The sequence below is a fragment of the Uliginosibacterium sediminicola genome, from assembly GCF_039631295.1.
GTDB lineage: Bacteria > Pseudomonadota > Gammaproteobacteria > Burkholderiales > Rhodocyclaceae > Viridibacterium > Viridibacterium sediminicola.
In genome coordinates this window covers 16,035-39,684 of record NZ_JBDIVE010000018.1, presented here as the reverse complement: position 1 = coordinate 39,684, position 23,650 = coordinate 16,035, and the positions used below count along the sequence as shown (strand labels likewise).

The 23,650-nt window shown below is 63.4% G+C and carries 19 protein-coding genes; 16 read left to right on the top strand and 3 right to left on the bottom strand.

Annotation, left to right across the window (positions count from 1 at the left end):
- Positions 1-55: 55 nt before the first annotated feature.
- Together ABDB84_RS19665 and ABDB84_RS19660 are read right to left on the bottom strand one after the other, a co-directional pair.
- The gene (locus tag ABDB84_RS19665; protein ID WP_345921489.1) at positions 56-2,191 is read right to left on the bottom strand and encodes a tetratricopeptide repeat protein; all 2,136 of its coding nucleotides are present in this window, start codon (positions 2,189-2,191) and stop codon (positions 56-58) included.
- A 43-nt stretch (positions 2,192-2,234) separates the two neighbouring features.
- On the bottom strand, positions 2,235-2,555 hold the full coding sequence (locus ABDB84_RS19660; protein WP_345921488.1) for a hypothetical protein: 321 nt from the start codon (positions 2,553-2,555) through the stop codon (positions 2,235-2,237).
- 186 nt (positions 2,556-2,741) lie between these two features.
- Between ABDB84_RS19660 and ABDB84_RS19655 the strand changes: the two genes are divergently transcribed.
- The 6 genes from ABDB84_RS19655 to ABDB84_RS19630 all read left to right on the top strand — a co-directional run bounded on the left by ABDB84_RS19655 (position 2,742) and on the right by ABDB84_RS19630 (position 11,263).
- Positions 2,742-4,472 carry a PglL family O-oligosaccharyltransferase gene (locus ABDB84_RS19655; RefSeq protein ID WP_345921487.1) on the top strand — a complete coding sequence of 577 codons (1,731 nt, stop codon included), beginning with the start codon at positions 2,742-2,744 and terminating at the stop codon, positions 4,470-4,472.
- Between the two features lie 66 nt (positions 4,473-4,538).
- Entirely contained in the window at positions 4,539-5,444 is a 906-nt protein-coding gene (locus ABDB84_RS19650; RefSeq protein ID WP_345921486.1) for an FkbM family methyltransferase, read from the top strand.
- Positions 5,441-6,544 carry a glycosyltransferase gene (locus ABDB84_RS19645; RefSeq protein WP_345921485.1) on the top strand — a complete coding sequence of 368 codons (1,104 nt, stop codon included), beginning with the start codon at positions 5,441-5,443 and terminating at the stop codon, positions 6,542-6,544. The genes ABDB84_RS19650 and ABDB84_RS19645 overlap by 4 nt, the downstream gene beginning before the upstream one ends.
- Positions 6,541-7,971 carry an oligosaccharide flippase family protein gene (locus ABDB84_RS19640; protein WP_345921484.1) on the top strand — a complete coding sequence of 477 codons (1,431 nt, stop codon included), beginning with the start codon at positions 6,541-6,543 and terminating at the stop codon, positions 7,969-7,971. The genes ABDB84_RS19645 and ABDB84_RS19640 overlap by 4 nt, the downstream gene beginning before the upstream one ends.
- Positions 7,968-9,083, top strand: coding sequence for a glycosyltransferase family 4 protein (locus ABDB84_RS19635; RefSeq protein ID WP_345921483.1), 1,116 nt, complete (start codon positions 7,968-7,970; stop codon positions 9,081-9,083). Before ABDB84_RS19640 ends, ABDB84_RS19635 begins: the two co-directional genes overlap by 4 nt.
- The gene (locus ABDB84_RS19630) at positions 9,080-11,263 is read left to right on the top strand and encodes a glycosyltransferase (RefSeq protein WP_345921482.1); all 2,184 of its coding nucleotides are present in this window, start codon (positions 9,080-9,082) and stop codon (positions 11,261-11,263) included. The genes ABDB84_RS19635 and ABDB84_RS19630 overlap by 4 nt, the downstream gene beginning before the upstream one ends.
- 21 nt (positions 11,264-11,284) lie before the next feature.
- On the opposite strand, the gene ABDB84_RS19625 is transcribed toward ABDB84_RS19630, so the two are convergent.
- Positions 11,285-11,572 carry a DUF3144 domain-containing protein gene (locus ABDB84_RS19625; protein ID WP_345921481.1) on the bottom strand — a complete coding sequence of 96 codons (288 nt, stop codon included), beginning with the start codon at positions 11,570-11,572 and terminating at the stop codon, positions 11,285-11,287.
- Between the two features lie 118 nt (positions 11,573-11,690).
- On the opposite strand from ABDB84_RS19625, the gene purB reads away from it, so the two are divergent.
- The 10 genes from purB to ABDB84_RS19575 all read left to right on the top strand — a co-directional run bounded on the left by purB (position 11,691) and on the right by ABDB84_RS19575 (position 23,643).
- Positions 11,691-13,061, top strand: a complete 1,371-nt coding sequence (gene purB, locus ABDB84_RS19620; protein ID WP_345921480.1) for an adenylosuccinate lyase — start codon at positions 11,691-11,693, stop codon at positions 13,059-13,061.
- Positions 13,062-13,100: 39 nt separating this feature from the next.
- Entirely contained in the window at positions 13,101-13,904 is an 804-nt protein-coding gene (murI, locus tag ABDB84_RS19615; RefSeq protein ID WP_345921479.1) for a glutamate racemase, read from the top strand.
- Positions 13,905-14,113: 209 nt separating this feature from the next.
- Complete coding sequence (locus ABDB84_RS19610) at positions 14,114-14,863, top strand: PP2C family protein-serine/threonine phosphatase (protein WP_345921478.1); 750 nt, start codon at positions 14,114-14,116, stop codon at positions 14,861-14,863.
- 222 nt (positions 14,864-15,085) lie between these two features.
- A complete protein-coding gene (locus tag ABDB84_RS19605) occupies positions 15,086-15,328 on the top strand; it encodes a hypothetical protein (protein WP_345921477.1) in 243 nt (80 codons plus the stop codon).
- 306 nt (positions 15,329-15,634) lie between these two features.
- On the top strand, positions 15,635-16,087 hold the full coding sequence (locus ABDB84_RS19600) for a cache domain-containing protein (protein WP_345921476.1): 453 nt from the start codon (positions 15,635-15,637) through the stop codon (positions 16,085-16,087).
- Positions 16,088-16,166: 79 nt separating this feature from the next.
- The gene (locus tag ABDB84_RS19595) at positions 16,167-17,774 is read left to right on the top strand and encodes a methyl-accepting chemotaxis protein (protein ID WP_345921475.1); all 1,608 of its coding nucleotides are present in this window, start codon (positions 16,167-16,169) and stop codon (positions 17,772-17,774) included.
- Between the two features lie 176 nt (positions 17,775-17,950).
- Entirely contained in the window at positions 17,951-19,087 is a 1,137-nt protein-coding gene (gene flhB, locus ABDB84_RS19590) for a flagellar biosynthesis protein FlhB (RefSeq protein WP_345921474.1), read from the top strand.
- A 14-nt stretch (positions 19,088-19,101) separates the two neighbouring features.
- A complete protein-coding gene (gene flhA / locus ABDB84_RS19585; protein ID WP_345921473.1) occupies positions 19,102-21,189 on the top strand; it encodes a flagellar biosynthesis protein FlhA in 2,088 nt (695 codons plus the stop codon).
- Between the two features lie 5 nt (positions 21,190-21,194).
- Positions 21,195-22,670, top strand: coding sequence for a flagellar biosynthesis GTPase FlhF (flhF, locus tag ABDB84_RS19580; RefSeq protein ID WP_345921490.1), 1,476 nt, complete (start codon positions 21,195-21,197; stop codon positions 22,668-22,670).
- A gap of 214 nt (positions 22,671-22,884) precedes the next feature.
- Complete coding sequence (locus tag ABDB84_RS19575) at positions 22,885-23,643, top strand: RNA polymerase sigma factor FliA (protein WP_345921472.1); 759 nt, start codon at positions 22,885-22,887, stop codon at positions 23,641-23,643.
- Positions 23,644-23,650: the final 7 nt, after the last annotated feature.

Here is a 23,650-nt window from a genome sequence, read left to right as displayed (position 1 = left end):
CGCTTGTTGCTCATAAACACCTCCATCAGCCTGAAAGTTTAAGGCTTCAGGGTGTCTAGAAAACCCGGGGCGATTCAGATTGTATTGTGCAGTCGTTCAAGATCTTGTTCAGAGTGCGTTCTTTTGTCATATGGCTTTTTAGCGCTTTTTGCATACGCCTGATCACTGGTTCCCAAGTTTCAGTCAGGGACTGATTGAAAAGTCGCATATTGGGATACCAGATGCTCTCTTCGCGGTTGTGTTGCCAGCGCCATTCGCTTCCTGCTCGATTGAACATCCACACAGGTATCCCCAAGGCGCCACATAGGTGTACGACGGAAGTGTCAACGCTGATGACCAGATCAAGGTTGGCGGCAAGTTCTGCGGTGTCCATGAAATCCTTGCAGTCGTCCATCCAGTCAAGGATCCCAAGTCCTTGGAGCGCAGAGATCTGTCCTCTGGGCTCACCTTTTTGTAGGCTGATCCAGCTGCAGCCTTCGATTTCGAATAGAGGCTTCAATTGCTCAAGAGAGAGGCTTCTCGCGCGGTCCGTTGCCAAGCCAGGATTGCCTCCCCATACCACGCCGATTCGTAGTCCGGGCGTATGTTTCAGACGATCCTGCCAATGGGCAATGCGTTGCGGGTGGGGGTGAATATATGGAGTTGTCGCTGTGACCTCGGCAAGCTCAACTCCCAACAAATAGGGAAGGCTTACGATAGAGCATTGCAGCGTAGCGTTCGTCTTGATTCGTGCAGCATGGTTCTCCCATTGAGACGATGTCACTACTTCATCTACCCCCTCTATGCCGCTAGCTATACGACTCAGCTCATCCATAATCAGCAGGGTGACACGATTTGCACCGCGTTGTTTCAAAGTCTTGATGAAACGTAGGCACATGATGCAGTCGCCAAAGCCTTGTTCGCGCCAAACCAAGAGATGTTGACCACTTATGTCCTGCTCTGGGTCACACCAAGGGGGAATTGGTTTAACACTCTCCTGAGTAGGGTAAAAAATGAGTCGAAGGTCATATGGGATGCCCATTTCATAGGCTAGAGTGAGGCGCGCTTCGAAATTCTTTAGCCCCTCGCGGAAGCGTCCGGCGATCAGTAACGCAAAGGCATAGTTGTAGCGGTGGATATTCCTCTCGGGGAACTCCGCAATTAGCGCTTCATAGATTTTGAAGCTTTCTTCGTAATGCCCGCTGCGGACAAGGAGCAGCGATGAAAACTCACGTGCGGCAGCATGTGAAGGAGCGATTGCCAGAGCACTTTTGAAGTTTTCGTCAGCTGCATCGTAGTCATTTTTTATGCCTTGAATGCGACCAGCCAAAACGAAAAAGTCTGGCTCTTCAGGATATTGCGCGATGAAAGCATTGAGGATATCTGTCGCTTCATCAAGCTTCCGTCTGTCGATCAAAAGTGAAATCAGACTTTTGGCTAGTGCGACATTGTCTGGCGCGATACCCAGTCCTACGCGGTAACAGTTCTCTGCTTCGTCACCTAGTGTGATCATTTGTAGTGTCGCACCTAAACCATGCAGCGCGTCAATATTATTCGGGTCCTCACGCAAAACATGCCTGAACAGGAAAGCTCCTTGTTGGGGTCTGATTTCTTGAACCAGAAGTTTTGCAGCGAGAATCAATAATTTGTGATCCGCTGTGGGAGCGTCAGGGGCAATGAATTCATTAATACAGCTGAGTGCTTCCGCGTACTTTGCCTGCGCCATAAGGTCTGAGGCGCAGGCGTAGGCCAGCACTTCTCGTGATTCGCTAACCAGACTTTGAGCATTCTCTAGAACTTTTCTTGCTTCCTCAGTACGTTGGTTCTGACGCAGGAGATCGGCAAGAGCTACATGTCCCTCGGCATTGTTTGGGCTTAGCTCAACGTGCTTGCGTAGCGCTCTTTCTGCGCCATCTATGTCGCCACGAAATCGCAGCACATTCGCCAGATTCAGGTGATAGCCCTTACCTGTTGCATTAAGGGCGATAGCGCGCTCAATCAAGTACTGTGATTGCTCAAGATCTCCGGTTCGAGCTTTGCAGACACCAAGCAGATTGAGTACCGCATCGTCCTCAGGATTTAAGGTTATGACATCGAGAAGAAGAGAGGTGGCTTTCTCGAACTGGCCTTTGTCGTAGGCTACGACTGCAGCTTCAAATAGCTGTTCTGGCGTGTAGAGTGGGGGCTTTCGTGAAAAAAGACGCTTCAACATCGTAAGTGATATGTTCGGTAGGTGGCAGACAGGCTCTTCTGTTTTAACGCTGTGGCCGGATCAGTGTAACTATGCGAGTCACTTCCATGACCAGCGGATCAGAAACCTCAGAGGCATACCCCATTTCGTGGAATTTCCACTTGAGCGTGTTGGCCAGGTTTGCGCGTTTGTAGAGATTGAGTTTGTTACGCTCCGCAAAAACCTGGGTGCGGCTCATCATCAGGTCTTTGGCTCCGCGCAGGCGGCTTTCGGATTTTGAGCTGGGTTGCTGCACTTCCGACAGCGGGTAGCGCTTGCTGAATTCCTCGGCCAGTTCATTGGCGAACTGTTTGACTTCCTTGGTACTGAACCAGCTAAAAACCATGTTCTGCCGCTCCTTTCGGTTGATCGGGCGATTATTGCATGTTCATCCTGCATGGGGGCGTGTTGCCTACCGGCGGTCTTGTTTGCGGTGTATTCGCGTGCGGGCGGTGGCTGTGATAATTTGCGCGACCTGCTGGCGTGGCGTAGGCTGCGCCGGGATTTCTTTGATGGGTTGCCGGGTTGAGTGATGATGAGTGAGCGGCGTGAGTCTGTGTGGTTGCTGGCGGCGGTAGTGTGTTTGCTGCAACTCGGTTCCATTTTTGCCTGGCATCGTTACCCGCAGACGGTTTTCTACAACGAGTTCATCAGCGCTTCGCTGGTCGTCGCGCTGGGCGCGTGCGTGGTGTTCGCCGGGCGCACGGTTTGGCGGATTTCGCCTTTGCAGCTGGTGCTGTTGGCCCTGATGGCTGCTGTCGTGCTGTGGTGGGGGCTTGGTGGGGCGGGGCTGACGGCTACGCTGGGCATGCTCGAATATCTGGCTTTGCTGCTGGCCGTGGTGGTCTTCGTGAGTCTGGCGGCGCAGCGTCTGGGCCGCGCGGCGGTGGTCGATCTGTGTGCCTGGGGCATGTTGCTTTGTGCGGCGGTGCAATGCTTGTGCGGCGGCTTGCAGCTGGCGGGCTGGTCTTCGCCGGGCTGGGTAATGGCCAAGCTGATGAACTCGGCTTTTGGCAATATCGCGCAGGAAAATCACTACGCCGATCTGCTCTGGCTGGGGCTGGTGTCGGTGCTGCATTTGTGGCTGCGCCGGCGCTTGCCGATGGCGGCGGCGGTGCCGGCGCTGCTGGCGATCAATGTGTTTGCGGCGCTGTCGGTGTCGCGTGCGGTGTGGTTGTACACGCTGGCGGTGCCCTTTGTCGCCGTGTTGTATACGCGCGGCATGGCGCGCGAGGCGCGGCGCAGTGTGTGGATCGGCGTCGGTACCTTGTTTGCGCTGAGTGTGGCGAGCCAGGTCTGGCTGGCTTTTGGTGGGGCGCAGTCGGCGCTGGCCGTGACCTCGGCCATCGACCGCGCAGGCGAGGGCGGTTCCAACGGTCAGCGTCTGTTTGACTGGATCGTGGCGATCAAGACGGCGCTCGCGCACCCCTTGAGTGGCGTCGGGCCGGGCATGTATTCCTGGCAGACAGCGCTAGCGACGATTGGCCTGCCGCCCGAGAACTATGTGCGCATTGGCGAGAACGCGCATAACACCGTGCTGCATCTGGCGGCCGAATTCGGTTTGCTCTTCCTGCTGCTGTTGGCGGCTTTGTCCGGCGCTTGGCTGTGGCGGCGCTGGCGCGAAGAGCCCAGCCTGGAAACCCTGTGGGGTCTGGGCATCCTCGCCGTGCTGCTGGCTCACAGCCTGGTTGAATACCCTTTGTGGTACGCCTATTTCCTGGTGCCGATGGGTTGCGCCATTGCGCTCATCGACACGGGCGATCTGCGTCTGCCGGCGCTGCGCTTCAACGCGCTGTGGCTGCTGCTGCCCCTGCTGGGCGGCGCTTTCCTGCTCGGCTCGACCTGGCGGGACTACCGTGTGCTGGAAACGGCCTACCGCACGCTCAACGCCAATAACACGCCGGACGCGACGACTGCGGCGCGGCTCGATGCTGTCGGCGCCTCGATCCGCCCGTACTCCTTGTTGGCGCCGCAGGCGGCGGTGCTGCGCCTGCGCGCCTGGCGCAATACCGATCTGCCGCGTGTGCCGCAGATCGTCGAAGTCTGCGACACGGCTCTGGTCTACAAGCCGCAGTACAACACGCTGACCGCTTGTGTTGCGGCTTACACCTTTGCCGGTCGCAAGCCGGATGCCGACCGCATCAACGAGATCGTCTGCGGCGCCTTTGCGCCGGTGCACAGCAAGCCCTTCGTCGAATACAGCCAGAAGCTCTACCTGCAGCGCAACTGGCGTCTGCCGGACAAGGGACGTTGCCTGGACTGAGATCGGCGCTGCAGATGGCCGCGGCCTGTATACTGCCGGCCATCCTGTTTCCGGTTGCCGGATTCCATGCTTTCTGTGAAATACCGCAGTGCCCGCGCTTCGCTGCGTGCAGCCATCAGCCGGCGCCTGCTGCGTTTTGTCTTGCAGGGCCGCGATGCGCGCGCGCTGCCGCCGCATGTGTTGATCCCGGGTGACGAAGTCTCGGGCGAGATCCTGGTCGCCGGCATTCATGAGGGCGCCTTGCTCGAACCGCTGTTCGGCCACTTCCTCGCCGCGCAGTCCGCGCGCTTTGCCGGCAGTGTGGCGCTGGATGTCGGCGCCAATATCGGCAACCACGCGCTGTTCTTCTCGCGCTTTTTTGCTCGCGTCATTGCCGTCGAACCCAATCCGGTGACCTTGCATGTGCTGCGCGCCAATGCCGCGCTGAGCGGTGCGGACATCCGCGTGCTGCCGATGGGCTTTGCCGATCAGGATGCGAGCTTGCAGTTCTACAGCAACCGCGCCGGCAATCTGGGCGCTTCCGGCTTTGCTTTTGCGGGTGGGCCGACCGACGCGGCCAATGGCGAGCTGATCGAATGCCCGGTGCGCCGGGGCGATGAAGTGCTCTCCGAGCTGAATGCGGGGCGTATCGGCTTCGTGAAGTTCGACGTCGAGGGCGCCGAGCTCTCCGCCATGCGCGGCTTGTCGGCCACGCTCCAGCGCGATCAGCCCTTGGTGATTTTTGAATGCCTCAAGGCTGGTGGAGCCGAGGGCGGCAACGCCATCTTCGCGCACCTGCGCAGCCTGGGTTATGACCGCTTCTACGTGGTCGAAAGCTCGGTTGGCAGTGCCAAGCGTTCGCTCGGTGCATGGCTGGGTCGCCTGCTGCATGGCGAAACCGTGCGCTTGCGCCGTGTTGAAGCGGCGCGCGAGGGCGAGCCCTGGTTGATGGTGCTGGCCGTGCCGCAAGGCATCGCGCTCGAGGCCGCATGAGGATTCTGCTGGTCATCCCCACCGTGTTTGGCGGTGGCGCCGAGCAGGTGGCGGCCGTGCTGTCGCGCCAGTGGAGCCGTGCGCACACGGTGTCGGTGCTGGCCTGGCAGGCGCCGGGTAAGGCTTTCGACTTCGGCGTGCCGATCGATTTTGCCGATCTGGGCGTGCAGCCCGGTCTGTGGCGCAAGCTGCGCAATGTCTGGCGCCGCGTTGCGCTGATCCGTGCGCGGCGTCGTGAGTTCCAGCCCGACGTGGTGCTGGCCTTCATGGACGAAGCCGGCATGCCCTGCGTGCTGGCCGGCGATTGCGGCCGTCTGATGGTCAGCGTGCATCACAATCCGCAGTGGATGCCGCGCTGGCGCCGCCTGCTGCTGGGCCTGTTCTACCGCTTCCCGGCGGCGGTGATCGCCGTCTCCGAAGGCGTGCGCGGCGAGCTGGCCGAAGCCCTGCGCTTGCCGCCGGCACGCCTGCGGCATATTCCGAATCCGCTGGCGCTGGACGCGCCCTATGTCGTCGATGCCGCATTGGAAGCGCTGGGTAGCGGCTACTTGCTGGCGGTCGGCCGGCTCGATGTGCATACCAAGGGTTTCGACATCCTGCTCGCGGCCTATGCCGCCTTGCCGGCAGGTCGGCCGCGTCTCCTGATTCTCGGCGAAGGCGAGGGCCGCGCCTTCCTTGAGGCGGAAATCCAGCGCCTGGGCTTGCAGGGCGAAGTCCTGCTGCATGGCTGGGTCAGCGATCCGCGCCTGTTCTACCAGCGCGCGGCGGCGCTGATCGTCTCCTCGCGCTACGAGGGCTGGTCGAATGTGCTGATGGAAGCGATGGGCGAAGCCTGCCCGGTGGTGGCGACGCGCTGCCCCTACGGCCCGCCGGAAATCCTCGGTGCGGAGCTGGCGCAGTGGCTGGTGGCGCCCGGCGATGTCGCCGCGCTGCGCGAGGGCATGCAACGCGTGTTGGCGCTGAGTGCGGACGAGCGCGCTGCGCTGGCCGCTGCCGTGCGGGCGCGGGTGCAGCGCTTTGGCGCTGACCAGGTGGCTGCGCAGTGGATTGCGCTGGCCGAATCTCTGGCTAAATCACTGGCGGCGGAGGCGGCGCGATGAGCTTGCGCGCCTCGGTCGCCTACATCCTCACGCGTGCCGTGGCCGGCGCGCTGGCGATGGCTTCGCTGGCGCTCTTCGTACGCGTGCTGGGGCCGAGCGAATACGCTCATCTGAGCCTCGGGCTGGCGGCGGCAGCCTTGTCGTCGAGCTTGCTGATCATCCCGCTCAATACCACCCTGGGTCGTCTGTACGGCGAGGCGGCGCTGCGCGAACGGCTGATCGCCACGCTGAGCATGATCGTGATGGCATTTGGCATCGTCTTGCTGATCGCAGCGCTGGTGCTCGAATGGCAGGGCGCCAGCTGGCTGGCGCGTGGCGTGTTGCCGGCGGCGGCCTTGTTCGCCGCGCTGCAAGGCCTGCTCGATTTCGTCGCCCAGTGGAGCACCTCGGCCCTGCAGCCGCGCCGCTACAGCCGCCTGCTGCTGGCGCGTGCTGTCGGCGTGCTGCTGCTCGGCTTCCTGGCGCTGCAAAGCTCGGCCAGTGCGCCGGCGGTCTTGCTGGCAATGGCACTCTCTTGCGCGCTGTCACTCGCGATCAGCCTGCGCGGCAGCGGCTGGCCCTCGCTCAAGCTGTATGACCGCGCCCTGCAATCGCGCATCCTGCGCTTTGCCGCGCCGCTGCTGCTCACCTGCGCGCTGAGCTATCTCTTGCAATGGGGCGACCGCTACTTGCTCGCACGCATGGTGCCGCTCGCCGAGCTGGGGCGCTACAGTGCGCTGGCTGATTTCACCCAGCAGACCCTGATCCTCGTTTGCAGCGGTCTGGGTTCCGCCTGGTATCCGCGCATCGTGCAAGCCTGGGGCGCGCAGGACAAGCTTGAGGCGCAGCGCCTGATGTCGCGTTATGCGCTGGTCGCGCTGGCGCTGATCCTGCCCGCAGCCACGGGTTTTGCCGTGCTGCTGGCGCCGCTCGCGGCGGTGCTGTTCGGCGCGGCGTATCGTGATCTGCCGGCCGGCTTGAGCGCCTGCCTGGTGCTGGCAGCGATCATCGGCGCGGCCAAGAGTTTCTACTTCGATATTCCGCTGCTGCTGGCCCAGCGCGTCTGGCGCCAGGCGCTGGGCATTGCCTTGTCGGCCCTGCTGGCCCTGCTGGTGATGTGGCTGGCGGTGCCGCTGCTGGGCATTAGCGGCGCGGCGCTGGGTTTGCTGTGCGGGCAGGGCGCCGGCGTGATCTACAGCCTCGTCGCCGGGCGCGGCGTGCTGCGCGGCCAGCTCGATCTGCGCGCCGCCGGTAAGCTGGTGTTGGCGACTTTGGTGATGCTGGCCGTTTTGCTCTGCTTGCCGCATGACACGCTGATCGCGCTCGCGCTGAGCATCGTGCTGGCGGGCGCCAGCTATGCGGTGATGCTGCTGGCGCTGGATGTAGACGGCTTGCGCAGCCAGTGGCTGCGAGGCTGGTTCGCTGCGTATCGGGAGCGCCGCCGATGAGGATCGTGCTGTTTGCCAATACCGACTGGTTCCTCTACAACTTCAAGCTGCCGCTGGCGCGTGCGCTGCGTGCGCGCGGCGATGAGCTGATCCTGCTCAGCCCGCCCGGCGAATATGGTCCGCGTCTGCGCGAACTGGGTTTTCGCTGGGAGGCCTTGCCGGTGTCGCGCAGCGGCATCAATCCGCTCGCCGAGCTGGCGACGATTGCGCGCGTGCGGCGTCTTTACGCCACGCTGCAGCCGGATCTGGTGCATCACTTCACCATCAAGTGCGTCATCTATGGCTCGCTGGCAGCGCGTCTGGCGGGCGTGCGGCGGGTGGTCAATTCGGTTACCGGCCTGGGCTTTGCGCTGCTCGCCAATACGCTCAAGGCGCGGCTGATCCGCCCGGTGGTGCTGTCGCTCTACCGCCTCGCGCTGCGCGGCACGGCGGTGATCTTCCAGAATGCCGACAACCGCGACACCCTGGCGCGCTATGGCGTGCTCGCCCGCAGCGAGGTCTTCGTGGTGCCCGGCGATGGCATCGATGCCGAGCAGTTTGCGCCGCAGGCTGCAGCTGACGATGCGCCGCGCGTGCTGATGATGGCGCGCCTGCTGCAATCGAAGGGCGTGGCGGAATTTGTCGCGGCGGCAGCGCAGGTGCGCGCAGCGTGGCCGCAGGCCGAGTTCCAGCTGGCGGGCTCGCCTGATCCGGGCAATCCGGAAAGCATTGACGAAGCCAGCCTGCAGCGCTGGGCGAACGAAGGCCATGTGCAGTTTCTCGGCCATCGCAGCGATGTGCTCGCGCTCAATCAGGCTTGCAGCATCGCCGTGCTGGCCAGCACGCAAGGCGAGGGCATCCCGCGCGCCTTGCTCGAAGCGGCCGCCTGCGCCAAGGCCCTGGTGGCGACGGATGTGCCGGGCTGTCGCGATCTGGTGATCGATGGTGAAACCGGCGTGCTGGTGCCGCCCGGCGATGCGGCTGCGTTGGCGGCGGCCATTGCGCGCCTGCTCGGCGATGCGAGCTTGCGCGCACGCCTCGGCGCGGCGGCACGTGCGCGGGTGCTCGCGCGCTATGCCGACGGCCCGATCATCGAACAGACGCTGGCGGTTTATGCAGGAGGCAGGCAGTGAGTGTGGCGGTTGCGGTTTCCTTCATCGTTTCGGCCCTGGCCTGTATCGGTCTGGCACGGCTGGCGCCTTATCTGCGCCTGATCGATCTGCCCGACGAGCGCAAGCAGCATGGCCACGCCGTGCCCCTGGTGGGCGGCATCGGCATCCTCATAGGCTGGCTGGCCGGTTGCCTGCTGGGCGGCACGCCCTTGCCGGCGGATCTGCTGCTGCCCAGCTTGCTGCTGTTCGCGCTGGGCCTCGTCGACGATATCCACGCGCTGCGCGCCTCGCTCAAGCTGGTGGTGCAGCTGGCGGCGGCGTTTTTGCTGATCCGCCTCACCGGCGCCGCGCTCTACGCCGTGCCGCTGCCGTTTGCCTACGGCCATTGGGTGCTGGGGCCGCTGGCGCTGCCGGTGACGGTGGTGATGGTGGTGGCGCTGATCAATGCCATCAACCTCATCGACGGACTCGATGGTCTGGCCGGTGGCTGTCTGGCGATTGCCTCGCTGGGCCTCGCTTACGCGGCGGCAGTAGTCGGCCGGAGCGAGCTGGTGGCAATAGCCATGAGCCTGTTCGCGGCCGTGCTCGGCTTCCTGCTGTGGAATGCGCGCCTGCCCTGGCAGGGGCGGGCGCGGCTGTTTCTCGGCGATGCCGGCGCGCTGGGCGTGGCGATGATTCTCTGCTGGCTGGTGTTCAAGCTGTCGATGAGTTTCAAGGTCGTGCGCGTGCCGGTCACGGTGGCGCTGGCGCCGCTGGCGGTGCCGGCCATCGACATGGCGGTGGTGGCGTTCTGGCGCATGGTTGAGGGGCGCAACCCGATGCAGGCGGACCGTGGTCATTCGCATCACCTGCTGCTCGAAAAGGGTTTGTCCTCGATTGCCGCCGTGCGCCTGATCTGGCTCGCCTCGGCAGCGGTGACCCTGGCGACCTGCGTGGCCTGGCGTCTGGGTGTCGCCGAAGGGCGCCTGCTGGGCGTGCTGCTGCTCGGCGCGCTGGCGCATCTGATCTGGTTCCGCCGCAGCTGGCGCGCTTTGCGGGCCAAAGCTGCAGCGCCGCAGGATGCGCAACCTAGGGTGCTGTTCCTCGTCACCGGCCTCGGTGTCGGTGGTGCCGAGACGGCGCTGGAGCGGCTGATTCCGCAGTTGCAGGCGCAAGGCCTGGTCTGCGCGGTGGCTTCCCTGCGCGAGCTCGGTCCGGTTGGCGAGCGCATGCGCGCTGCCGGCATCGCGGTGCACGCGCTGGGCATGCGGCCGCCGCGACCTTCGCTGGCCGGGCTGTGGCGTTTGCGGCGCCTGGTGCGCAGTTTCCGCCCGGACATCCTGCAGGGCTGGATGTACCACGGCAATATCGCCGCGCATTGCGCGCATCTCTTCGCGCCGCAGGCCAAGGTGCTCGGCGCGATTCACCAGAGTCTGGGTCGCCCGGAGCTGGACCCGTGGAGCACGCGCGTCATCATCGGCCTCGACGCGCTGCTCTCGCCACGCGCGGCAAGCATCATCTTCGTCGCGCGCAGCGCGGTGCCGCAGCACATTGCGCGCGGCTACTGCGCCAGCAATACGCGAGTGCTGCCCAATGGCTTTGATCTGCAGCGCTTTGCGCCGGATCGGGCGGCGCGGGCGACGACGCGCGCGCAGCTGGGGATTGGCGAGGATGAATTCCTCATCGGCAGCGTCGGGCGCTTTCATCCGGTCAAGGATCAGGCGGGTTTCCTGCGTGCGGCGGCCAGTGTTGCCGAGCGCTTCGAGCAGGCGCGCTTCGTGATGATCGGCGCCGGCCTCGAATCCGACAATGCAGCCTTGGCGCCGCTGGCCAGCGCGCCGGCCTTGCAAGGCCGCGTGCAGCTGCTCGGTGCGCGCAGCGATGTGGCCAGCCTGATGGCCAGCTTCGATCTGCTGGTACTGAGTTCGCTGGCCGAAGGCCTGCCCAATGTGGTCGCCGAGGCAATGAGCTGCGGCGTGCCCTGCGTGGTCACCGATGTCGGCGACGCGGCCTGGATGGTCGGTGAGACCGGCTGGGTCGTCGCGCCCGGCGATGCGGCGCGTCTGGCCGCTGGCATGATCGAGGCGATCAACACGCCCGCCGCAGCGCTGCAGCAGCGTGGCCGCGCAGCGCGCGAGCGGGTCGCGGCCGAGCTATCGATCGAGGTTGTGGCTGCCGCCTACGGCCAGCTCTACACGCAGCTGGGCAAGGCGGGCGCGTGAAAGAAGGGCTCTGAGCGGCGCTCAGGGCGCCATCAGCTTGTCGAAATCAGCAATGTGCTCGTCCATGTGGCCTTCGAGCATGCTGCGGAACTGATCGACGAGGATGTCGATTTCCTCTTGCCGATGCGTGCGCAAGCTCTCGCCCGACGGGTGATTGGCAGCCGTGCTCCAGGCGCTGAAGCGTGACAGGCCGTACATGAAGGAGCCGTTGACCAGGGCAACGGCGATCTTGCCGTCGCACTGCGCATTGGCCAGCTGGATGTAGGCGTTGGAGCGATTGAAGAACTCTTTATCGATAGGAATTTGCATCGCTTGTCTCGTGGTTTGTTGGTTTCGGCGGCCATTCTAGCGGCGCAGTCTGCGACAAGCCCGCCGCAATGCAGCGTCAAAGTTATAATCCGCTTTTGCTCAACTTCGTCATTCGCTCATGTCCGCACTGAACTCTCTTACCGCTCTCTCTCCTCTGGATGGCCGTTACGCAGGCAAACTTGATGCGCTGCGTCCGCATTTCTCCGAATTCGGCCTGATCCGCAATCGCGTGCGGGTCGAGGTGGAGTGGCTCAAGGCGCTGGCGGCATCGAGTCAGATCGCTGAAGTGAAGCCCTTCTCGGCGGCCACCATTGCCGAGCTGGATGCCGTGGTGGCGGGCTTCTCGACCGAGGATGCCGCCGCGATCAAGGCCATCGAGGCGGAGACCAATCACGACGTCAAGGCCATGGAATACTGGCTCAAGGCGCGCTTTGCGAACAATGCCGAAGTGGCGGCCGCGTCTGAATTCATCCATTTCGCCTGCACTTCGGAAGACATCAACAACACCTCGCACGCGCTGATGCTGCACGAGGCGCGCGAGGCAGGGCTGCTGCCGATGGTCGACAAGGTCATTGCGCGCTTTGTCGAGCTGGCGCACCAGCTGGCCGAAGTGCCGATGCTCTCGCGCACGCACGGCCAGCCGGCCAGCCCGACGACCGTGGGCAAGGAGATGGCCAATATCGCCTACCGCCTGCGCCGCGCACGCAAGGCGATTGCCGGCGTCGAGATGACCGCCAAGTTCAACGGCGCCGTCGGCAACTACAACGCCCACCTCTCGGCTTACCCGGAGATCGACTGGGCCGCGTTCAATCAGGCGTTCATTGAGTCCCTGGGCCTGACATTCAATCCCTACACCATCCAGATCGAACCGCACGACAGCATGGCCGAGCTGTTCGACGCCACGGCGCGCCTCGACACCATGCTGATCGACGCTTGCCGCGACATCTGGATGTACATCTCGCTGGGCTTTTTCAAGCAGAAGCTCAAGGCCGGCGAAGTCGGCAGCTCGACCATGCCGCACAAGGTCAATCCGATCGACTTCGAGAACGCCGAGGGCAATTTCGGCGTCGCCAACAGCGTGCTCAAGCACTTCAGCGAAAAGCTGCCGATCTCGCGCATGCAGCGCGACCTCACCGATTCGACCGTGCTGCGCAATATGGGCGTGGGCTTTGGCCATGCGCTGCTGGGCCTGGATTCCTGCTTGCGCGGCTTGAACAAGCTCGAATGCAATCCGGCTGCGCTGGCGGCTGATCTGGACGAAGCCTGGGAAGTGCTGGCCGAGCCGATCCAGACCGTGATGCGCCGTTACGGCATTCCCAAGCCTTACGAGCAGCTCAAGGAGCTGACGCGCGGCACCGGCATCACCAAGGAAGCGCTGCAAGCTTTCATCGGCAAGCTGGCGATTCCCGAGGCCGACAAGGCCCGCCTGCTGGCGATGACGCCGGCCAGCTACATTGGCGAAGCGGCGAGCCTGGCGAAGAAGATCTGACGCCCGCCGTTTGATGCATCCCGCAGCATGCAGCCCAGCATGACCGACACCCGGCCCATCGGTGTTTTCGATTCCGGTGTCGGCGGTCTGTCGGTGCTGCGTGAAATACGCGCGCGCCTGCCGCATGAAGAGCTGCTCTACGTGGCCGATTCGGGCTATGCCCCGTATGGCAATCGCTCGGCGGCGGAGATCATTGCGCGCTCGCAGTACATCAGCGAATTCCTGCTGGCGCAGGGCGCCAAGGCCCTGGTGATCGCCTGCAATACGGCGACCGCGGCGGCGGCGGCCGACTTGCGCGCCCGCTGGCCGGCGCTGCCGATCATCGGCATGGAGCCGGCCGTCAAGCCGGCGACCCTGGCCACGCGCAGCGGCGTGGTCGGCGTGCTGGCCACCAGTGGCACCCTGGCCAGTGCACGCTTTGCCGCCTTGCTCGATACCTTCGGCCAGGGCGTCGAAGTGGTAACCCAGGCCTGCGTGGGTCTGGTCGAACACATCGAACGTGGCGAGCTGGCCGCACCGGCAACGCGCGCCTTGCTGGCCCGTTACCTGCAACCGCTGCTCGATGCCGGGGCCGATGTGATCGTGCTCGGCTGCACCCACTATGTATTCCTGCGCGACGAGGTGCAGGCGCTCGCAGGGCCATCGGTGCGTCTCATCGACACCGGGGCGGCGGTGGCCGCCGAGCTGGCGCGCAAGCTGGCCCAGCATGGTGCCCTCCACACCGATGCGCGGGCAGCTGGCGTGCGCTTCTGGCTCAGCGGCGAGCCGGCCTTGAGCGCGTCCACCCTGCGCCAGCTGTGGCCCGCCGCCACATCGGCCGAGATCGCCGTGCTGCCTGACTGAGCAATCGCTCGTCCCGTCTGGCGCCGCCATTCGTCGCGCGCACCTCAAGCTCTCCACCCCGGAGTCGTAGATCTCCTGCCGCCAAGGCTGGCTGTCGACTTCCGTGTTTGCTATCTGCTATGCCGTTGATCGGGCGCATGGGCCGGGCGCCAGGTGCTGTGGTTTAAATCCGTATAATTTGTCAGGAACAGTAAAGAAGATCCGGCTCCATGAAAATCGCCATCGATAGCTGTGCAGCCATGCACATCGGAGACCGTTCCGAGCAGCAGGACCGTGTTGGCATTTACCCGCATCCGGAGCGGCCGGGCTGCATGATTGCCGTGCTGGCTGATGGCATGGGCGGGCATTCGGGCGGCGCGATCGCGGCCGAACAAGTGCTGCTCAAGGCGCGGCAGAACTTTGCCGCCTACGCGCCGTCGAGCGAATCGCCGACTGAGTTCCTGCGTGAGGTGATCAGCGATGCGCATGCCTCGATCAAACTCACCCGTTTCACCAGCGAAGCTGATCCGCACAGCACGGCGGTGGTGTTCATGCTGCGTCCCGGTCACGCCGACTGGGCGCATTGCGGTGATTCGCGCCTCTACCATTTCCGCCACGGCCAGCTGATTTCGCGCACGCCCGACCATTCCCTGGTCGAGGAACTGCAGCGGGCCGGGCGGATCACCCAGGCGCAGGCCGAGGTGCATCCGCAGCGCAATCTGCTGCTGTCCTGCCTGGGCGCCGAAAATCCGCCGCGCACCGAACTGGGCGGCACGCCTGCGCTGCAGGTGGGCGACGCCTTCATCCTCTGTTCTGACGGCCTGTGGGCGTATTGCTCGGATCAGGAACTGGGGCGTGTGCTGATGGAGCAGGATGCGCGCAGCGCGGCCCGCTCCCTGCTCAACCTGGCGCGTGAGCGTGCCCAGGGCGTGGGCGACAACCTGTCGATGGCGATCATCCGGGTGGTTCCCGCCAGCTGAGCTTTGCGTTTGGCGATTGCTAAATGGCCAGACGCGAACTAAGTTGAATTTCTTCTAAAGTTTGTCACAGGGATGACGTAAGTGTACTCGTGGGGTTTCTCCACGCATCGACTCTCTCCTTGTGGCCGCCTCGCATGAGGCGGCTCTTTTCTGGCTAGCTGCTGCAAACTCTGCCGGATCGACAAGCGGACTCGGTGTTCCATTGATTCAAGAGGTCGTCCCATGCGCCACCAATCCGCTCCTGCCAACGCCAGTTCAGCCATGCTTGCGCAGCTTCTCGCGCTCAATGCGCTGTTTGATGCGGCACGTGCCGGCGAGGCCGGGCGTGGTGCGGCCCTGGCGCTGCAATGCATGGATCTCGGTTTGCCGGGCAAAGAGCACGTCGACCTTGACAACGACCAGCACCTGCAGGCGCTCTACGCCCAGCTCTTCGCGCAATCGACGCCGCCCTCGCTGCGTAGCTGATCTCTACCCGGGCCGCGTTCGCAGGCCCGACGGCTTTTCATATCGCCAGACTTGTCTGCTCCGGGCTTTCTAGCCCGTCCTGCGCTGTTTAGCCTTGTTCCCATTCCTGAACTGTCATGCCGCTTGCGGCAGGCTCGTTTGCGGCTTTTGCGCGTCAATGTCGGTTTCTACGGAGCCGGCGCGCTAAAGTCTGCAAATGTCCCTGTCGTTATGCAGATGGGGTTGTATTAGTTTTTGGGCATATTTTGTTTTTCAAAATGCATGCCCGCTGCGCGTGGGCTGCGGGTAAACACATGGGAGAACGGCATGAAGCTCGGAATTCTGGTTGCAGGCGTATGTGTGGCAGTGGCGGGCGTTGCGATGGCTGCCGAAGAGTTTGCTTCGGCCAAGGAAGCGGAGGCCCTGGTGAATAAGGTTGTGGCCGCGCTCAAGGCCAATCGAGCGCAGACCTTCAAGGAAATTACCGACAAGGACGCCAAGTGGATTGACCGCGATCTCTATCCGACGGTCATGGATCTCAGTGGCAAGGTGCTGGCACATGGCCAGAATCCGAAAATGGTGGATAAGGATCTGATCGATTTCAAGGATCCCGATGGCAAGCTCTTCTACAAGGAGCGCATGGAGTTGGCCAAGAGCAAGGGCAAGTTCTGGCAGGACTACAAATTTACCGACCCGATCTCCAAGAAGGTTCTGCCCAAGCAGGCTTACTGCTACGCGCTGACCGATGCGGTGGTGTGCGCCGGGGTGTACAAGCGCTGAGCGTGCGTCGCATGTCCGCGCGCAAGGCCTGTGCCGGGCGTGCGGCTCTCTAGTGGCTTTGCCAGATTGAGCTGGAATCATGAAGATCCTCTACCGGATGCTGATCGCGCCATTGACCTGTGTGGTGCTGATCATTCTCGTCGGCCTTGCCAGCGGTTACTCGCTGGAAGTGGTCAGCAAAGCGATGGATGGCCTCTATAACGACAATTTCTCTCGCGTTGTGGCAGCCAAGACGGTTGAGTCTGACCTGTTGGCAGTCCATGCGGGCGCTTATGCGCTGTTCTCCAATCTGGAGGGTATGCCGACGGACAAGGTCGAGGCGCGGCTTAAGCAGTTCAAGCAGCGTCTGGACGAGCTGCTGAGCAGCATTGAGCGCCGCGAGAGGAACGATCCGGAGGCGCTAACGCGCATGAAGGTGCTCAGCGGCGATATCGTCGCCTACAAGAAAGCCATCGACACGGCCATCGACATGGCGTCGATGGATGTCAATATGGGGCGCTCCGGCATGCAGACGGCGGATGATGTGTTCACCCGTCTAGCGGCCAATGTGGCGGCCGAGGTCAAGCTTGAGAGCGATGAGGCGCAAAGTGGCTACCAGCAGGCGCTGGCGGCGCGGAACAAGGCCTATCTGATCTGCGGCGTCTTGCTGGTCGCCTCGGTGATGCTGGCGGTGGGCTTGAGTTGGTTGATGGCGCGCGCCGTGGTGCAACCGCTGCAGCGCGCCGTGCTGATCGCCGAGCGGGTGGCGCAGGGTGACTTGACGCAGCAGATCGAAGTGGCCGGGCGTGACGAGCTGGGCAAGTTGCAGGAGGCTTTGCGCATCATGCAAAACGGCTTGCGCGAAATGATTTCCAATACCGCCAGCACTGCGCATGAACTTGAAGGCGCGGCGCAGGCAATGGCCAGCGTCTCCGCCGATGTGACGCGCAGCGTCGGCGGGCAGTCGGACGCGCTGGCCAATGCGGCCTCGATTACCGAGGAACTGACGGTGAGCATTGCCCATGTCAGTAGCAATACCCAGGCGGTGACCCAGGTCGCCGGCACGACTGCGCAGACTGCTGTGCATGGTGCACGCTTGGTCGAGCAGGTGACCGAGGAAGTGCGCAGCATCGCGCATACCGTTGATGCTTCGGCCGAATCGATGGAGGCGCTGCGCCTGAGTTCGGAGCACATCAGCGGGATTGCCAACGTGATCCGCGAAATTGCCGACCAGACCAATCTGCTGGCGCTCAATGCGGCGATCGAGGCGGCGCGGGCAGGCGAGGCCGGGCGTGGCTTTGCCGTGGTGGCAGACGAGGTGCGCAAGCTGGCTGAGAAAACCAGCAGCGCGACTCAGGACATCAAGCGCGTCATCGAGACGATTCAGGGGCAGTCGGCGGTCGCGGTCGAGGAGATGGGCGTGGCGCGCAGCCGTGTGGATTCGGGCATCGGCCTGATGGAAAGCCTGCGCCAGCCCTTGCTGGAACTGGAGCGCGGTGCGGCGGAAGTGCTTGAAAACATGCATGATCTGAGCAATTCCGCACGCGAGCAGTCGCTGGCCAGCGAGAACATCGCGCGCAATGTAGAGGGTATCGCGCGCATGGGTGAGGTCAATGCTTCGTCAGCCCAGCACAGTCAGGAGACGGCGGCCAAGCTGCAGTCGCTGTCTCGCCAGCTTTGCGAAGGCGTCGGGCGTTTCCGTACCTGAGCCGGCTGGCGGTGTGCGCTGCGCTGTGCCCGCAGCGCAGGCCGGCGTGCTTGTCGTGCACAGTTTGTGGCCCGCATGATTTTGAATAGGCGGGCCTTTTCGCATTTTTTCCGTCCGGTCAAAGTTGCCATCCCGGCAAATAATGCCTTCCATCCGCGCGTGTCGCGAGAAGGCCCATGGCAGAAGATAGCGATCTCGAGAAAACAGAAGCCGCGTCAGACCGGCGAATCCAGCAAGCGCGTGAAGAGGGCAATGTCCCGCGCTCGCGTGAGCTGTCCTCGTTTCTCGTCATGCTGGTCGGCATCCTCACGCTGTGGTGGTCCTCGTCGTGGTTCTACACGCGCATGGGCGGCCTGATGCAGCGCGCCTTCCGCTTCGACCACGAAATGGCTTTCAATACCGACACCATGGGGCAGGCCCTGATGAGCCTGAGCGTCGATGCCATGCTCACTACGCTGCCCTTGCTGACCGTGGTCACCGTCAGCGCGGCGGCCTCGCACATGATGATCGGTGGCGTGGTGCTCAGCAGCAAGGTCTTCGAGCTGGACCTTACCCGCCTCAATCCGGTGAGTGGCTTTGCCCGCCTGTTCTCGATGAATGGCCTGGTCGAACTGCTCAAAGCGGTGCTCAAGTCGGCCTTCATCCTCGGTGTGGCCGGTTTGCTGATGTGGCGTTATCGCTACGACCTGCTGGGCCTGATGGCGATGCCGCTGGATACCGGCCTGTTCACTTTCTCGCGCATGCTGGCGCTGACCGCCCTGGCGCTGACGGCTTGTCTGGCCCTGGTGGCGGCCGCCGACGTGCCCTATCAGCTGTGGCATTACTTCCATGAACTGCGCATGACCAAGGAAGAGGTCAAGCGAGAGAGCAAGGAGTCGGAGGGCGATCCGCAGATGAAGGGCAAGATCCGCGCGCGGATGGCCCAGATGGCCCGCCGCCGCATGATGGATGCCGTGCCCAAGGCCAATGTGGTGGTCACCAACCCGACCCACTATGCCGTCGCCCTGCGTTACGAGGCTGGCAGCATGAGCGCGCCGACGGTGGTCGCCAAGGGCGCCGACCTGATGGCGCAAACGATTCGCGAGCTGGCCAAGCAGCATGGCGTGCCCTTGCTCGAATCGCCGCCGCTGGCGCGTGCGCTGTTCCACCACGCCGAACTCGACCAGCAGATTCCGGCCACGCTCTATACCGCCGTGGCCGAAGTGATGGCCTACATCTTCCAGCTCAACCAGTTCATCACCCAGGGTGGCTTGCCGCCGCAGGCTCCGGGTGTCATCGACGTGCCGCCCGGACTCGATCCGGCGGCTGAATAAAGGTCTGCAGAAACATGGCAGCGACCAATACCCTCGATCTGAAGCAACTCTTCTCGCCGTCCAACATCCGGCAACTGGCTGCGCCCATCCTGGTGCTGCTGGTGCTGTCGATGATGGTGCTGCCGCTGCCGGCCTTCATCCTCGACGTGTTTTTCACCTTCAACATCGCGATGTCGATGATCGTGCTGCTGGTGGCGATGTATACGAGAAAGCCTCTGGATTTCTCGATCTTTCCGACGGTGCTGCTGATCACCACCTTGCTGCGCCTCTCGCTCAACGTCGCGTCGACCCGTGTGGTGCTGATCGAAGGGCACACCGGGGGTGACGCAGCGGGTAAGGTCATCGAGGCCTTCGGCCACTTCCTGGTCGGTGGCAATACTGCTGTCGGCATCGTCGTCTTCGTCATTCTCACCGTCATCAACTTCGTCGTCATCACCAAGGGCGCGGGGCGGATCGCTGAAGTCGGCGCCCGCTTCACCCTGGACGCGATGCCCGGCAAGCAGATGGCCATCGACGCCGACCTCAACGCCGGCCTGATCGACGACAAGGAAGCCAAGCGCCGCCGTATCGAGATCGCCCAGGAAGCCGACTTCTACGGCGCCATGGACGGTGCCTCGAAATTCGTGCGCGGCGATGCGGTCGCCGGCATCCTGATCCTGCTGATTAACGTCATCGGCGGCCTGATCGTCGGGGTGATCCAGCACGACATGGAGATTGGCCGCGCAGCGCACATCTACACCCTGCTGACCATTGGTGACGGTCTGGTGGCGCAGATTCCGGCGCTGATCATCTCGGTGGCGGCTGGTCTGGTGGTCTCGCGCGTCGGCGACGATGGCGATATCGGCGGGCAATTCGTCAATCAGCTGTTCAGCAATCCGCAAGTGTTGATCATGACGGCGGTGATTCTCGGCCTGCTTGGCATCATCCCCGGCATGCCCAACCTGGTCTTCCTGACCCTGGCGGGTCTGCTCGGATTGATGGCCTGGAAGCAGGGCGCACGCGAGGGCGCCGAGGCCGAGGCTGCCGCCAAGCCGGCCGAACAGGTGGCCACCGCAGCGGCGGACATGGATGCCAGCTGGAACGATGTGACGCCGGTCGATGTGCTCGGGCTGGAAGTCGGCTACCGCCTGATTCCGATGGTGGACAAGAGCCAGAACGGCGAGCTGCTGACGCGGATTCGCGGGCTGCGCAAGAAGTTCGCCCAGGACATCGGCTTCCTCGCTGCGCCGGTGCACATCCGCGACAATCTGGAGCTGCGCCCGAACGCCTATCGGATCACCCTCAAGGGCGTCGATATCGGTCAGGGCGATGCCTATCCGGGCCAGTTCATGGCCATCAATCCGGGGCGTGTGTCCGGCCGCCTGCCTGGCAACGAGACCAAGGACCCGGCCTTCGGCCTGCCGGCGATCTGGATCGATGCCGCGCTGCGCGATCAGGCACATGCGCTGGGCTACACCGTGGTCGACGCCAGCACCGTGGTGGCGACGCACATCAATCACGTCATCCTCTCGCACGCGGCCGATCTGCTCGGTCGCCAGGAAACCCAGGCGCTGCTCGACCATATCGCCAAGGATTCGCCCAAGCTGGTCGAGGACCTGGTGCCCAAGACCTTGCCGCTGCATGCGGTGCAGCGCGTGCTGCAGCTTTTGCTCGAAGAAGGCGTCAATATCCGCGACATGCGCAGCATCGTCGAATGTCTGGCCGAGAACGGCGCCAAGAAGCAGGACCCGAACGAGCTGGCGGCGCTGGTCCGCACGGCGCTCGGGCGCAGCATCGTGCAATCGATTTTCCCCGGCAATTCCGAGATGCAGGTGGTGGCCCTCGATCCGGGGCTGGAGCGCATCCTGCAACAAGCCATGCAGTCGGGCAGCGCCGAGGGCGCCATCGAACCGGGTCTGGCCGACACGCTGCTGCGCGATACTGCGGCGGCCGCTCAGCACCAGGTCGACATGGGCCTCACGCCGGTCTTGCTGGTGCCCAACAATCTGCGCTGGTTGCTCTCGCGCTTCCTGCGCCGTTCGGTGCCGAGTCTCAAAGTCATTGCCCACTCTGAGGTGCCTGAATCGCGCACCATCCGGGTGACCAGCGTTATCGGAGGTTGATCATGGTGAGTGTCCGCAAGTTTTTCGGCAAAACCGCGCGCGAGGCGCTGACCGCGCTGAAGGCCGAACTCGGACCCGATGCAGTCGTGCTGTCCAATCGTGCCGTGCCGGGTGGGGTCGAGATCGTCGCCCTGCCGCCGGAATCGATGGGCGAGATCAATGCCTCGGTACGTCAAGCCCAGCAAACCCCGGTGCAACCGCCGGCAGCCCGTCAGGCACCGGCTGCGCCCGCGCCGGAGAACACCATTGGCCAGCAGATCGCCGCCCAGCTGGCGCGCCGCAGCCAGCAGCAGGCCGCGCCGAAGAGCGGATTCCGTTCCGGCATCGACGCGCCGCCGCACGATGCCGATACCGGCGGCCACCAGGCACGCGGCGTGCGCCCCTTCAATCCGCCGCGTGTCGGGCCGGACGGTCGTGAACTGCCGATGCCGACGCCGGCCGCAGCAAAGCCGGCGCGCCCGCTGCAGGAAGAGCGCCACAACGATCTCTCCCGCGAGTCGATACAGGAAGCGGCGCGGGTGCAAAGTCTAGAAGCCACCAATGCCGCGCTGATGCAGGAACTCTCCTCGATCAAGGGCATGCTCGAACGCCAGCTTGCCGGCTTTGCCTGGAGCGAGATTTCGCGCACCGCGCCGGCCCGCACGCAGATGATGAGCGAGCTGCTTGAAGCCGGCTTCTCGGCCCAGCTGACGCGCCAGCTCACTGAACCGATTCCGGCCGATTCCGAACTCAACGATGCGCGCGATCTGGTGCGCCAGCTGATCAATCGTGACCTGCGCCTGCAGGACTGCGACGCCGACATCATCGACCGTGGCGGCGTGTTCGCCCTGGTCGGCCCGACCGGCGTCGGCAAGACCACCACCACCGCCAAGCTGGCGGCGCGCTGCGTAGTGCGTCACGGCGCCGACCGCCTGGCGCTGATCACCACTGACGGCTACCGGATCGGCGCGCACGAACAGCTGCGCATCTATGGCCGCATTCTCGGTGTGCCGGTGCATGTGGTACGCGATGCCAGCGATCTGCGCCAGACCCTGCAGGAGCTGCGCAACAAGCACATGGTGCTGATCGATACGGTCGGCATGGGCCAGCGCGACAAGATGGTGCTGGAGCAGGCTGCCATGCTCAATTCCGCCGGCAAGGTGCGTCGCCTGCTGTGCCTCAATGCCACGGTGCGCGGCGACACCATGGACGACGTGGTGCGCGCCTACCGCACGGCCGATCTGGCCGGCTGCATCTTCACCAAACTCGACGAAGCCACTTCGGTGGCGCCCGCGCTCGATGTGGCGATGCGCAACGAGCTGAGCGTGCTCTATCTGGCCACCGGCCAGCGCGTGCCGGAAGACCTGCACCTGCCCAATCGCAACTATCTGGTACATCGCGCGCTGCGCGAGCTGCCGCCCGATTCACCCTGGAAGCTGGACCGCGCCGATGCCGGTTTGCTAATGAGCGAACCGCGTCCGCCGGGCAATTCGACAATGTAAATTGGTGTTACGGGGGCTCAAGTTCTGCGCGGCAGTTGCCGTAACAGAGTGTGTGCTCCTTTCTCGTTCTGTCCCGCGTATCGCTGAGGTTTTCAGCACGTGAATTGAGCAAGAACAAGGCCCTTTTTTCGAGCGGCGCGCAAGCGAGCCGCAGAGCAAAATGTTCCCATGCAGCAGTCAAACTGGTGTGTGACCACTCTTAAGAGAGAGCACGATGTATAACGCAGCGGGAACCCTGGATAAAGATCAGCTGGTCGCGCGCTACGCGCCGCTGGTCAAACGGATCGCCTACCACCTGATGGCCAAGCTGCCGGCCAGTGTGCAGGTCGAAGACATCATTCAGAACGGCATGCTGGGCCTGCTCGACGCCATGGGGCGTTATGAAGAGGGCCTCGGCGCGCAGTTCGAAACCTATGCCGTGCAGCGCATCCGTGGCGCCATGCTCGATGGCCTGCGCGAAAACGATTGGCTGCCGCGCAGCCTGCGCCGCGAAATGCGACGTATTGAAACGGCGATCCACAATCTTGAACAGCAACACGGCCGTCAGCCGACCGAGCGCGAACTGGCCGAGTCCCTGGGCATGACCCTGGCCGACTATCAGAAGATGCTGCAGGAAGCGCGCGGCTATCAGCTGGTGTACTTCGAAGACTTCGGCGACGAAGAGGAAGACGACTACCTCGAACGCCACATCGTTGGCGAAAACAACGATCCGCTCAAGCTGCTCGAAGAAGCGGGCATGCGCCACGTGCTGATCAAGGCCATCGAAGACCTGCCCGACCGTGAAAAGATGGTCATGGGCCTCTACTACGAAGAAGACCTCAACCTGCGTGAAATCGGCGAAGTGCTGGGTGTTTCCGAGTCCCGCGTCTGTCAGCTGCACAGCCAGGCCATTGCGCGTCTGCGTGCACGCATCGCCAGCGGCCGCGAGTCCTCGATGCCCAAATCCGCCAGCCGCCGCGCCAGCGCTGCCTAAGCCGCGG